This window comes from Cupriavidus consociatus, from assembly GCF_017814975.1.
Lineage (GTDB): Bacteria > Pseudomonadota > Gammaproteobacteria > Burkholderiales > Burkholderiaceae > Cupriavidus > Cupriavidus consociatus.
In genome coordinates this window covers 401,287-413,963 of record NZ_JAGIQA010000002.1, presented here as the reverse complement: position 1 = coordinate 413,963, position 12,677 = coordinate 401,287, and the positions used below count along the sequence as shown (strand labels likewise).

Below are 12,677 nucleotides of genomic sequence, written 5' to 3'. Positions count from 1 at the left end.
GCATTGCCATCTTCACAAGGCAGGGGGCGTGTCTATGATCTTTTCCACCGTAGCGACCCCCACCACTACTAGAACGGAGACATGAAGATGGAGGCAATCCAGATGACAGAAGCGCTGATCCGCGGACGCCACAGCAAGCGCGGCTTCCTTGACCGGCCGGTGCCGATCGAGACTGTCAGGGACATCCTGTCGGTCGCGAAATACGCGCCGAGTTCGAGCAACACGCAGCCATGGCGCTGCTATGTGCTGACCGGAAAGGCGCGCGAGAAGATCGCGGGGGCCGCGGTCGAGGCGTATCGTGCCGACCCCCAGGGACTGGTGCCCGATTACCCGTTCTTTCCAGCGGAATTGCCGGCGCCATTCTCGTCGCGCTTCAACACGTTTCGCGGAATGCTGGGCGATGCGCAGGGCGTGCACAGGAGCGATATCGCCGGGCGGCGGCGCGACGTCGAACGGCAGTTCCGGTTCTTCGATGCGCCAGTGGGACTGATCTTCACCATGGACCGGCGCCTGGAATGGGCCAGCTTCATCTGCTACGGCTGCTTTCTGCAGAACCTCATGCTGGCCGCGCGCGCGCGGGAGCTCGACACGTGTCCGCAGCAGATCTGGTCGCTGCAGTCCGCGGTGCTTCGTGAAGGACTCGCCATTCCCGACGGGGAGATGATCGTGGCCGGAATGTCGCTTGGCTATGCGGACAACAGCATTCCGGAAAACAACATGGAGCTTTGCAAGCTGGAGCTGGACGAGTTCGTTTCGTTCGTCGATGGCTGACACGCGCAACCGGACAGGCCGTCCTTGACCTGTCCGGCGCCATTGTCATTGGCGCATGTGGGGCGACGCCATCAGCCTGCGGGAGGCGGCCGCAGGGGCCGGCCTACTTGCTGCTGTCGCGCGCGTCGCCGCCGATCGCGTCGAGGATGATCATGGTCCGGTCGAGAACGCCGCGTTCGTCGAAGTAGGCGCTGAAATGTGCCGGCATGTAGGCACCTGCGTAAAGCCGGTAGGACCAGGCTTCCCGCTTCATCAGCGGGTAGAACTGGATGGGCTCGCGCGGACGGCCGAAGCGCTCGGCGACGTCCTGCTTGGTCCACACGCCCGGGCGCGCCTCGTAGATTTCCTTCTCGGTGAGCATCTGCCTGAACCTTGTCAGCTTGCCGTTCGCGTCGAAGTCTGCCGCATAGACCTCGAAGCCGAGCGGCTGCTTCGAATAGATCCACCGGGTGGTGCCGTCGGCGAGCTGGTAGGTCTCAGTGGGAGTGCCGAACGTATCGCGCACGGCATTCTGCGGAGCGCCTAGCATGCCCTCCGCGGTCTGGAGGGGCCGAAGGGCGGCGCAGGCGCCCAGCACTAGGGTCGCCACCGCGGCGGCCACGCAGGTGTGGAGGCGATAACGCATGATCGTTCTCCTGGGAGGCGGCGGGGCATGCGCCGCGCCAGTTCAGCATAGCGCACGCAGCGAAGGAGTGGTCATTCCTCCCACCGTCCGGGAAAGAAATTTTTCTCATGTCGTCTTCCGAAAAGATTCAGTTCTGTTGCGACCATGACTGACGCTAGAGTTCGGAGCGACACGCATACGCGGGGCTGAACGCGAGGCTGTGGTCGCATGCATCGTGACCGGCGGCAAGTATGACAATGTCGTGAACGGAAAGCGCTTCGGCTGCCTTGCCGTGATCGCTGCGCCGCTCCGTTCCGCGGATATCTGCATCAATGGTCTTTTCATGGCTAGGCCATGACGGGCACGCCTTCGAGCGCGGTTCCGGTCCGGGAAGGTGACGCCATGTCACGCAACCAGTGCAAGGTGCGGGGCGTATCCACGGCATGTTCTGGAAAAGTCACAGGATCCCCGCCCTGGTATTGAGGGAACGCTTCAACTGGAGCGAAGGGCGGCACAGGAAGCCCGAATGGGTGAAAGGCAAGTCTGATCAGAGGGGATAGAGAATGAAACGGACGACACTACTGGCTGCGGCGGTGATGGTCGCGGCTACCGCTTCTGTGTGGGCGCAACCCGAAACCCGCGTGGATGTCACGCAGTCGCAAGGACAGGCGACCGCGACCGGCACGGCGAAGCTCACCGCCAAGATCGTCAAGATCGATGCGCCGACGCGAACGGTCTCGCTGCAATCCGCCGACGGCAAGACCAAGGACCTCGTGGTGGGGCCGGAGGCGAGGAACTTCGAACAGCTCAGGGTCGGCGATACCGTCACGATCGAGTACAAGGAAGCCCTGACCGTGAGCCTCAAGAAAGGCAAGGGGCCGCTTGCCATGAACGAGCGCGAGATTGCGGACCGTGCGGCGCCCGGAGCAAAGCCAGGCGGCACGGTGGGGCGCGAAGTGACCGTCACGGCCGATGTTGTCGCGGTCAACACCAGCGCCAAGACCGTCACCCTGAAGGGGCCGAAGGGACGCACCGTGGATCTCATGGTCGAGGATCCGGAACGTCTCAAGGAGATCAAGAAGGGCGACCGGGTTGAAGCGGTTTATACCGAGGCCATTGCTGTGTCCGTGCAGCCGGCCGCCGGCAAGTAGCAGTCCGGAAAGCAGCCCGGAATCATTCCAGGACATGCGAGGCCCGCCACCCAGGCGGGCTTCTTTCCTGGCTTGCGTGGCCGGGGCGTGGTCAATATGGTATTGCCGTGATGAACCGACCCGCTTCCTGGCCTCCCTCTGACAGAATTTTCAGCGGAGAACGGCATGGATGCAGCAAAGCAACTGGTTCACGCGCGTGAAGTTGGCCTCAAGACCGGCATGGTGCTGCAAAAGCGCCTGAAGAATGCGCAGGAGGCCTATGGCGGCCGCGTGCAGCAAGCCGTTGGCGCGCCGGGGACCGGTCCGTCCACGCCGATGGCCGGCATGGATCCGATGAGCGGCTATGCCTATGCCATCGACAGCATGCAGCGCGCCATCCTGTTCTGGGACACGCTCAGGCAGCGGGGCAACAACTTTGTCGAAAATACCATGCAGGGGCTCAAGCCGGTCCTGCATTTCGGCTACGAGACGGTCATGGACGGGCGCCACTTCGAGCGGCCGGTCAACTATGCGCTGCTGAAGATCACGGCGCCTGAGGGCGTGACGATCGATGACAGCCGCCGGCCCTACGTCATCATTGATCCGCGCGCGGGCCATGGGCCGGGCATCGGCGGCTTCAAGGACGACTCGCAGGTCGGCGTGGCAATGCGTGCCGGCCATCCCGTGTATTTCGTCATCTTCTTCCGCGATCCCGAGCCGGGGCAGACCCTGCTGGACGTGTGCGAGGCCGAGCAGCAGTTCGTCAAGAAGGTGCGTGCGCTGCATCCGCGCAGCCCCAAGCCTGCCATCATCGGCAATTGCCAGGGAGGTTGGGCCGCGATGATGCTGGGCGCCTCGGATCCCGACGACACCGGCCCGATCGTGATCAACGGCGCGCCGATGTCGTACTGGAGCGGTGCCTGGAGCGAAAGCGAAGGCGACAACCCGATGCGCTATTCCGGCGGGCTCCTTGGCGGCACCTGGCTGGCCTCGTTCACGGCGGACCTCGGCAACGGCAAGTTCGATGGCGCCTGGCTGGTCCAGAATTTCGAGAACCTGAATCCTGCCAACAGTCTCTGGGACAAGTACTACAACCTGTACCGGAAGGCCGATACCGAGCCGCCGCGCTTTCTGGAGTTCGAACGCTGGTGGGGCGGCTACTACCTGATGAACCGCGAGGAGATCGAATGGATCACGCGCAATCTGTTCGTCGGCAACAAGCTCTGGGGCGGTGACGTCAGGAACGCCGGCGGCAAGGCGTTCGACCTGCGCGAGATCCGCTCGCCCATCGTGCTGTTTGCCTCGATGGGCGACAACATCACGCCGCCGCAGCAGGCATTCAACTGGGTGGTGGACATCTACGGCAGTACCGAGGAGATCAAGACTCGCGGCCAGGTGATCGTCGGCATGATGCATCGCAGTGTCGGCCATCTCGGCATCTTCGTCTCCGGCAAGGTCGCGCAGAAGGAGCACGCCCAGATCGTCTCGGTGCTCAAGAGCATCGAGCTGCTGCCGCCGGGGCTCTACGGCATGGTCATCCATGAGCGCAAGGGCAGCGATGGCGTGGAGTACGAGGTCGAGTTCGAGGAGCATTCGCTCGAGGAGATCGCCAGCAGGCTTAACCGCTTTGGGCGCGTCGACGAGCGGCCCTTCGAGACCGTCGCGAACCTGTCGGACTTTACGCAGCGCGCCTACGAGCTGTTTGCGCAGCCTTACGTCCAGGCGATGTCCAACGAGATGACAGCGCGGATGCTGCGCGAATTCCATCCGCTCCGCATGCAGAACTGGCTGTTCTCGGACCTGAATCCGTGGATGGCATGGCTGAAGCCTGCCGCCGACGCGATCAAGGCCAACCGGCAAGCGCTGGAACCGGATCATCCGCTGCGGCAGCAGGAACAGGCGGGCGCGGAAATGCTCAGCGCCGGACTGGACGCATACCGGGCCGTGCGCGATGCGATGACCGAGTACACCTTCTTCAACGTGTACGCCAACCTGTTCCCGTTCCAGCCAAAGAGCGAGCCTGCCGCGCATGCGGGCACACCGGCGGCGACCGACCCGCGCGACCTGCCGGAAGTCAAGGCGGCGCTGGCCGCGGCCGGACAAGGCGGGTACGCCGAAGCCATCGCCCGGCTGGCCTGCCTGCTGAGCCGCAAGGGCGAGCCGCTGCCGCTGTCCAGGCTGGAGCTGCGCAAGGAGCTGGTCACGGACTATGCGGATCTGTTGCCGGAACTGGAGCCGGACGCCTGGCGCAGGGTCCGCGGCCGGCAGGAGCTGATCGCGCGCTACGCGCCCGAGGAGGCGCTCGCGACGCTGCCGGCCTTGCTCAGGCACCAGGCCGACCGCCAGCGGCTGCAGGCGCTGGCGGAGAAGCTGCGTACCGATGATCGCGTGCTCGGCGCCACGCCCACCGTAGAGCAGGCGGCAATGCTCGAGCGGATCCGCACCGTGCTCGGCGCCAGGCCGGAGCGCGTGCGCGGCGCGGCCGTGCCGCTCACCCGCGCATCGTAGCGGGTCGTCGGCGGGCGCAGCCGTTGCTGCCGGCCGACACCGATGAACCTGACGCAGGAGCAAACCGTGAACGCCAAGCATGAGAAGTACCAGCGTTTGATTGACTACTGCAAGACCATGCCGCCCACGCCGACCGCAGTCGCGCATCCATGCGACCGCTCTTCACTGGAAGGCGCCGTGGAGGCCGCCCGGCTGGGCCTGATCGCGCCGATCCTGGTCGGGCCGCGTTCGCGCATCGAGGATGCCGCCCGTGAAGCCGGCATCGACATTCGCGAATATCCGATCGTCGATGCCGCGCACAGCCATGCGGCGGCGGCCGCCGCCGTGCAGCTGGTGCGCGAGAGCAAGGCCGAGGCCCTGATGAAGGGCAGCTTGCATACCGACGAGCTGATGGGCGCCGTGGTCAAGGGGGACAGCGGCCTGCGCACCGCCCGGCGCATCAGCCACTGCTTTGTGATGGACGTGCCCGGGCACGACGACGCCCTGATCGTCACCGACGCTGCCGTCAACATCGCCCCGACCCTGACCGAAAAGGCCGACATCCTGCAGAACGCGATCGACCTGGCCCATGCCTTGCGGGTCGAGGAGGTGCGCGTGGCGATCCTTTCGGCGATGGAGACGGTCAACCCCAAGGTGCCATCCACGCTGGATGCCGCTGCGTTGTGCAAGATGGTCGACCGCCACCAGATCACCGGCGCCATCGTCGACGGGCCGCTTGCCCTGGACAACGCCATCAACCTGGATGCCGCGCGGATCAAGAAGATCGATTCACCGGTGGCGGGCCGCGCCAATGTCTTGCTGGTGCCGGACCTGGACGCCGGCAACATGCTTGCCAAGAGCCTGACCTTCCTGGCTGGCGCCGACGCCGCGGGCATCGTGCTGGGCGCGCGGGTGCCTGTCATCCTGACCAGCCGGGCCGACTCCGTCACGACCCGGCTGGCGTCGTGCGCGGTGGCCGCGCTGGTGGCCAGGGCACGCCGCGAGTCCGGCCAGGTGGCGGGGTGATGCCATGGCCGAAGTGATCCTGGTCCTGAATGCGGGTTCGTCGAGCATCAAGTACTGTGCCTACCAGACCCATGACGATGCGCTGAGACTTGTCCTGCGCGGCAGCCTCGAGGGCCTCTATACGGCGCCGGCGTTCCGCGCCACCGACGCGGCAGGAGCCGAGATCGAGTCCCGGCGATGGGACGCGGGCACCGAGCTCGGGCACGAGGGTGCCATCGCGTTCCTGGCGGACTTTCTGCGCGGCCACGGCGAGGGGCATACGCTGGGCGCGGTGGGGCACCGGGTGGTGCATGGCGGGGTACGCTTCACCCAGCCGGCAAGGGTGACCGAGGCGCTGCTGGCCGAGCTGGACACGCTTTGCCCGCTCGCCCCCTTGCACCAGCCCCACAACCTCAAGCCGATCCGCATCCTCGCCGAGCGGCGTCCGGAGCTGCCGCAGGTCGCCTGTTTCGATACCGCCTTCCACCGGGCGCAGCCGGAAGTGGCGCAGGCCTTCGCGTTGCCAGTGGAAATCACCGGGCGAGGCGTCAGGCGCTACGGCTTTCACGGACTGTCCTACGAGTACATCGCGAGCGTCCTCCCGAGCGTCGATGCGGGCGCGGCCGCGGGCCGCACGGTGGTGGCACACCTCGGCAACGGCAGCAGCATGTGCGCGCTGGTCGCGGGGCGCAGCGTGGCCAGTACCATGGGCTTTACCGCGGTGGACGGCCTGCCGATGGGAACCCGCTGCGGCAGCCTCGACCCGGGCGTGATCCTGTACCTGATCAGCGAACTCGGCATGGACGCCCACGCCATCGAGGACCTGATCTACCGCAAGTCCGGCCTGCTTGGCGTCTCGGGCCTGTCGAGCGATATGCGCGCGCTGCTCGGCAGCGACGATGTGCAGGCCCGCTTTGCCGTCGAGTTGTACACGTACCGCATCGCCCGGGAACTTGGCTCGCTGGCCGCCGCAGCGCAGGGGCTGGACGCGCTGGTCTTCACCGCGGGCATTGGCGAGCATGCCGCGCCGATCCGCGAGCGCGTATGCCAGCTTGCTGCATGGCTCGGCGTGAGCGTCGATGCTGCGGCGAACGCGAGCGACGGGCCGCGCATCAGCCTGGCTTCGGGCCGTGTTCCGGTCTGGGTCATCCCGACCAACGAGGAACTGATGATTGCCCGGCATACCAGGGAGGCCCTCGCAGCGTCCACACAATAACCACTGTCATCGCCAATCAAGGCACGGCATGTTCATGCACGGCGCACTGGCAATGACCGGGAATCGAGCAAGGAGGTGCCGCTCGCAGCACTGGCCGCTTTCTGCCGTTGGCATGGCCGGCGCGCCGGATCAGGCCGGGGTCATGCGCGAAGGTACCAGCTAGCCAAGCTTTCGCGCGGAAGCTAAAGTGGATTGACGGCACAAGGCCGATCCATCAGGGAGGCGACATGTTCCATTCCTATCCTCCGCGGCTGGTTTCCATGGTGGCATCGTTGGTCCTTGCCAATGTCGCGTTTGTCAGCGTCGCATGGGCGACGGAGCAGGCACAGCAGCGCCGTGCCGGCCGTGACGTCCGCCAGGAAACACGTCAGGACGCCAGGCAGACGAAGCAAGACTGTCGTGCGGCGGACCAGCAAAGCAATCCCAATTGCCGGCAAGACAAACGGCAGGCAAAGCAGCAAGGCCGCGAGACAGCAAGAGACATCAAGTACTAGCGCGGCGATGGCATGGGCTGCGTGCGGGTGGTTCCATGCCTGGCAAGGCAGCTTGCCATTCGGGTTCTCGAAGTCGCGACAGTTCGTGGCGCGAGCGGCTTGTCGAGCGGTGACGCCGGGACCGCGCGCCGGATTGCCAGGTTTCCAATGCGGCGCGGATCGATTCAACGAACCGGCTTTCTTTCCAGATAACAACGTTGCCATGCAAGAGAAGTCTGAAGCGACAAGCTTCTTGCCGCTCAACGTGCCCCTGCGAGACGGCCGGCACGTACTGGTGCGGGAGATCACCGAAGACGACAAGGCCGGACTGTTGGCGGCATTCGACAGGCTGTCGGCCGATGCGCGCTATGCCAGATTCATGGCTGCCATGCAGCAGCTGCCGGAAGCAATGCTCGAACAAGCAACGCATCCCTCGGCCGAGCGCGAGTTTGCGCTGGTGGCGCTTGCCGCGGAAGGCAAGGCTTCGGCCATTGTGGGTGGCGCGCGCTACGCTGCGGCGCCGGGCAGCGATACCTGCGAGTTTGCGGTAACGGTCGCCGATGACTGGCACAGGCTTGGGCTGGCCAGCCGGCTGCTCGGCACGCTGATCGACATCGCCCGCAGCCGCGGCTATCAATGCATGGAAGGCTATGTCTTGTCGTCGAATACCGGCATGCGGCGACTGGCCAGACATTTTGGATTTGCCGACGTCGCATGTCCGGACGATGCCACGCTGCGCGTGGTGACCCTGGCGCTGCAGGCGTGCGGGTAGCGGCCGATGCAAACCGCACGCGTCTGGATCCAACCGTACTGAAGCGTACGTGGAGCGCCCGGACGGCTCAGAAGCTCAGCCCGATGGAGACCACGGCGATCTGGTCGTGCGCGGCGGGGTTGAACCAGTAGACCGCACCGGAGATGTGCTTGCCCTTCACTTGCGCAAACACGCCCCGCTGCAAATTGCGGCCATTGTCAGGCACACGCGTGCGCTGTGCCGCCAGGCCCAGCCGCAGCCAGTCACGGGGACGCCAGGCCAGTTCGCTCCACGCATAGGCATACCCGGACGGCTCGGCGTCCGGCACATACTCGAACTCGACATAGGCATCGGCATAGCGGCCGGTCAGCGTGGCCTCGAACCCGCCCACGACGCTGTGCGTGCTGCCGGTGACCACGCCCAGGATCGGCGTGAAATCCAGCCGCAGGGCCTCTCCCCAGCCCAGGTTGTAGCCGACGAAGAACGAGTACGCATCCATGCCTTCGTAGTTGCTGCGCGCCTCCAGGTGCAAGGCGCCGCGCTTGGCGATGGCGATGCCCGTGACGTAGGCTTCGCTGCCGCGCGGCAGATTGAGGTAAGCCGAGACCCCGCCGCTCCACGCCGGCGCCTCCGCCGCCGCGGGCGCGACGGCGTCTTCGGCGGCATGCAACGGTAGCGGCGCGGTTGCCGTGGCCAGCACCAGCCAGCGCAGGGCCAGTCGTGCAGCCGGTCGTGCAGCCATTCCCCCTGCCTGCATGGTCAGCCTCCGAGCGCGATGATGGCCATGGTCAGTGCGATGCCGACCAGCGTCATCGCCGCCCCCGCTATCCATCCGCCGAAGCCCGCATGGCGCCCAAGTGCGATGCCGGCCCCGAACAGCATCAGGATGGTCAGCACTCGCGATACCAGCAGCGCGGTAGAGACTTCCGCAATCACTATGAAGGGCAAGGCCACCGGGAACGTGGCAAGCACTACCAGCAGGAAGATCCCGGCGGCTGCCAGGAGATCTTGTGTGCCCAGCGCCGGGCGCGCGGGTGGATTGGCATGGCGGGCGATGCGTCCTCGCATCGCTTCCAGTTCGGCATCGTCGACCAGCGTGCGCAAGGCCGGCGAAAGCGCATCACGCAAGCGCGCAATGGCGTCGGCGGGGTCGCCGGCATTGCGAACCGCGTTGACCAGGGACAGCCTGCGCCCGCGCTCGGTCAGCGTGCGCACCAGGTACATCACGGCGTCGGCCAGCCCCCAGGCCAGGTTGCAGCCGAGCGCCGTGTAGAACATCGTGCGTGGGGCATCTGCCGGGGCGCCAACGGCCGACACCGCGCCTACGAAGGTCAGGGCCATGAACAGGCCGAAGCACATCTCGCATACGCGGTCGACGGTATCGAGCAGGCGCGGCCGCACTTCGGCGGCGTGGGGGTCGAGGGAAGTAGTCAACACTGGCTTGCACCCGGCGGCAACTGCCCACGGCGAAGGTCTGCGACGAAGCCCCGCCCCCATGCCGGGTGCGACAGCATCGAACCTGCGGAGCCCGGGCGGGCAGGCATCCCGGACGCGACCAGACGGCGAAGGCGGCGCCGCCGGCACTGGCCAACTGCCGCCGCCTTTACTGTAGGCAAAGATCCACATCGCTGGTAGCGGTGTATCGTGCAGGCGTTGCTTCCGGACGCGATGCGCCAACCTGGGGCGCATTCCGCAACCGCAGCGCGAGGATGGTGATCTCCGGCCTTCGACCGCGCCATCACTGCCGAAGCAAGGTGCTTCGGGGGACGCTCATTGGCGACGCTGGCATCAAATGCAAAGCCGATGGCATCCTTTGCATGGCGGAAACCGGATCGCTGCAGCATGCTTGCAGGATGGGAAATCGCAGAGTGTGTCCGCCGGCGTTTTCCGGTTCGCGAAGATGGCGGGCATTGGAGAGACATTGATGTCCGAAAGATTTCTGAATCCGAGCTTGATAAGCGCCGTCCGGGGCTATCTGCCTGGCATGGTCATCAGCGCGGTGGTAACCGTGGCGGCCATGTCGCTCGCCGCGCATTACCAGGCGCCGGTGATGCTGTTCGCCTTGCTACTGGGCATGGCGCTGAACTTCCTGTCGCGGGAATCCTCCAGTGCTTCGGGCATCGACTTCAGTGCCAAGCAGGTGCTTCGGCTGGGTGTGGCCCTGCTGGGATTGCGCATTACGGCCTCGCAGGTGGCGGCGCTGGGTTGGCAGTCGGTTGCCATGGTGATATTGGCGGTGGCGCTCACCATCCTGTGCGGCATCGTGCTGGCCCGGCTGATGGGATTCCAGACGTTCTTCGGCTTGCTCACCGGCGGCGCTGTGGCAATCTGCGGGGCTTCCGCGGCACTGGCCCTGTCGGCTGCCATGCCCCAGCATCCGCTGAAGGAGCGCGCGACGCTGTTCACGGTGATCTCCGTCAGCGCGCTGTCGACGATGGCGATGGTGGTGTACCCGATGATCGCGCAACTGCTGGACCTGCCAGCCTTGCAGGCCGGAGCCTTTATTGGCGGGACCATCCATGACGTGGCCCAGGTGGTGGGAGCCGGCTACAGCATCTCGCACGAAGCTGGCGATGCGGCCACGCTGGTCAAGCTGATGCGTGTCGCCATGCTGCTGCCGGTGATCGCGCTGGCCGCGTGGTTGTCGCAGCGGCATCAGCGGGCGCAGGGAGAAGCCGGAAAGGGTCCGCGCCCGCCGCTGCTGCCGTGGTTTGCCGTGGCGTTTGCGGTGCTGGTAGCGATCAACAGCACAGGCTGGTTGCCTGCCGGATTGGTCAAGGCGGGGCAGTTCGCTTCGCAGTGGTGCCTGGTCATGGCCATGGTGGCAATCGGCATGAAGACTCACCTCAAGGATATCCTGTCCGTAGGCTGGAAGCCGGTGGCGCTGATGGTACTGGAGACGCTGTTCCTGGCCTTGCTGTTCTACGGCATGCTGGTACTGGTGCGATCCTAGTTTGTCTGGCAAGAGGGCCGCGTGATGCGCTCACGCGGCCCCTTTTTGCGAATCCGCACTTCATTCCGCACTCGCCACCGTGACCGCACGCTGCAGCGCTGCCTGGCGGCGCAGGCTTTCGGTGGTTTCACCCTTGCCGTCCGGCGCCCAGCCCGGGGGCATCAACAGGTAGCCGATCGCGTTGAGCAGGCTGCCAGCGTTGATCATGTCCTTGCCCAGGCCGACCCAGTGCTCGAACTGGTTGACGATCGGGTTGTGCGTGGTGGTCGGGTGGACCAGGCCGTAGCGGCACGGTTCGTCTTCACGCTCTTCCACATAGGTGCCGAACAGGCGGTCGAAGATGATCAGCACGCCGCCATAGTTGGCATCCAGGTAATCGAGGTTTGAGGCATGGTGCACGCGGTGCGCCGACGGGGTGTTGAACACGTATTCGAGCCAGCCCAGCTTGGGGATCCACGTGGTGTGCAGCCAGAACTGGTACAGCAGGTTCAGGCTCAGCACAGCCAGCACCACTTCCGGACGAACGCCGAGCCAGACCAGCGGCGCGAAGAAGATGGCGGTGCCGGTGATCTTGCCGGTCCAGCCCAGGCGATAGGCGGTGCCCAGCGTCAGTTCGTTCGGCGAGTGGTGCACGGCATGCGTGGCCCAGAAGAAGCGGATGCGGTGCGAGGCGCGGTGGTACCAGTAGTAGCAGAACTCCTGGCCGAGGAAGAGCATCAGCACGGCCAGGGCGCTGTTGATCTCGACCGTGAAGATGCGGTGTTGCCAGGCAAACGCGAACACCGGCGTGGCCAGCGACAGCGGCAGCAGCGCCAGCAGCTTGCGCCCGGCCATGTCCGCCAGCGACAGCCCCATCTCATGCCAGGGGTAAGCCTGGCCTTGCTTGCGCGCCTTGCGGGCCAGGAAAAAGGCCTCGACCAGCGAGGCTGCCACGACCAGGAGCGTGGCATAGAGGGCGATCTTTCCGAGGTGTTGCATGATCATTCCAGGGCGTTGGGTGGGACGCGTTGCCTGCCGGTGGAGTCCGTCGCTGCGTCGGTGAGGCCAATGTAGTGGGCGGACGCCGCCGGCGCCATGCGAGAAAAATGTCGCCGCATGTCATGGCCCGCCGCCGCCATCGAGCGGTGACATCGGACGAAATAATTGCTGCCTGGCATACGGTGTTGGCGTTTCCGATACTTTGGTCACCGCGGCGCGACGCACAGCGACACCAGCAGCCCGACGCGATGACATGCTCCCCGATGGTTTGGACTCCCGACCCGGATCCAACGATTGTCGGTGACACCT

Annotated in this window: 12 protein-coding genes; 8 read left to right on the top strand and 4 right to left on the bottom strand. The window is 65.6% G+C overall.

Features of this window, described 5'->3' with window-relative positions; all coding sequences use genetic code 11:
* Positions 1–87 precede the first annotated feature (87 nt).
* Positions 88–771, top strand: coding sequence for a nitroreductase (locus tag J8I82_RS05025; protein WP_209755043.1), 684 nt, complete (start codon positions 88–90; stop codon positions 769–771).
* Between the two features lie 103 nt (positions 772–874).
* Here the strand turns inward: J8I82_RS05025 and J8I82_RS05020 are convergent, their stop codons facing one another.
* On the bottom strand, positions 875–1,396 hold the full coding sequence (locus J8I82_RS05020) for a hypothetical protein (RefSeq protein WP_209754935.1): 522 nt from the start codon (positions 1,394–1,396) through the stop codon (positions 875–877).
* 542 nt (positions 1,397–1,938) lie between these two features.
* Between J8I82_RS05020 and J8I82_RS05015 the strand changes: the two genes are divergently transcribed.
* The 6 genes from J8I82_RS05015 to J8I82_RS04990 all read left to right on the top strand — a co-directional run bounded on the left by J8I82_RS05015 (position 1,939) and on the right by J8I82_RS04990 (position 8,458).
* Positions 1,939–2,526 carry a hypothetical protein gene (locus J8I82_RS05015; RefSeq protein ID WP_209754934.1) on the top strand — a complete coding sequence of 196 codons (588 nt, stop codon included), beginning with the start codon at positions 1,939–1,941 and terminating at the stop codon, positions 2,524–2,526.
* 165 nt (positions 2,527–2,691) lie between these two features.
* Positions 2,692–5,013 carry a DUF3141 domain-containing protein gene (locus J8I82_RS05010; RefSeq protein WP_209754933.1) on the top strand — a complete coding sequence of 774 codons (2,322 nt, stop codon included), beginning with the start codon at positions 2,692–2,694 and terminating at the stop codon, positions 5,011–5,013.
* A 66-nt stretch (positions 5,014–5,079) separates the two neighbouring features.
* On the top strand, positions 5,080–6,018 hold the full coding sequence (locus tag J8I82_RS05005) for a phosphate acetyltransferase (protein WP_209754932.1): 939 nt from the start codon (positions 5,080–5,082) through the stop codon (positions 6,016–6,018).
* A 4-nt stretch (positions 6,019–6,022) separates the two neighbouring features.
* Positions 6,023–7,213 (top strand): acetate/propionate family kinase, encoded by a 1,191-nt coding sequence (locus tag J8I82_RS05000; RefSeq protein ID WP_209754931.1) that lies wholly within the window; start codon positions 6,023–6,025, stop codon positions 7,211–7,213.
* 260 nt (positions 7,214–7,473) lie between these two features.
* Positions 7,474–7,707 carry a hypothetical protein gene (locus J8I82_RS04995; RefSeq protein ID WP_336620889.1) on the top strand — a complete coding sequence of 78 codons (234 nt, stop codon included), beginning with the start codon at positions 7,474–7,476 and terminating at the stop codon, positions 7,705–7,707.
* Positions 7,708–7,909: 202 nt separating this feature from the next.
* Positions 7,910–8,458 carry a GNAT family N-acetyltransferase gene (locus J8I82_RS04990; protein ID WP_209754929.1) on the top strand — a complete coding sequence of 183 codons (549 nt, stop codon included), beginning with the start codon at positions 7,910–7,912 and terminating at the stop codon, positions 8,456–8,458.
* Positions 8,459–8,525: 67 nt separating this feature from the next.
* Here J8I82_RS04990 and J8I82_RS04985 read toward each other — a convergent pair whose 3' ends face one another.
* Together J8I82_RS04985 and J8I82_RS04980 are read right to left on the bottom strand one after the other, a co-directional pair.
* Positions 8,526–9,179, bottom strand: coding sequence for a hypothetical protein (locus J8I82_RS04985; protein ID WP_245179413.1), 654 nt, complete (start codon positions 9,177–9,179; stop codon positions 8,526–8,528).
* 17 nt (positions 9,180–9,196) lie between these two features.
* Positions 9,197–9,874, bottom strand: a complete 678-nt coding sequence (locus J8I82_RS04980) for a hypothetical protein (RefSeq protein ID WP_209754928.1) — start codon at positions 9,872–9,874, stop codon at positions 9,197–9,199.
* Between the two features lie 487 nt (positions 9,875–10,361).
* Between J8I82_RS04980 and J8I82_RS04975 the strand changes: the two genes are divergently transcribed.
* Complete coding sequence (locus J8I82_RS04975; protein ID WP_245179410.1) at positions 10,362–11,390, top strand: YeiH family protein; 1,029 nt, start codon at positions 10,362–10,364, stop codon at positions 11,388–11,390.
* A 60-nt stretch (positions 11,391–11,450) separates the two neighbouring features.
* Here J8I82_RS04975 and J8I82_RS04970 read toward each other — a convergent pair whose 3' ends face one another.
* Entirely contained in the window at positions 11,451–12,368 is a 918-nt protein-coding gene (locus tag J8I82_RS04970; RefSeq protein ID WP_209754925.1) for a sterol desaturase family protein, read from the bottom strand.
* Positions 12,369–12,677 lie beyond the last annotated feature (309 nt).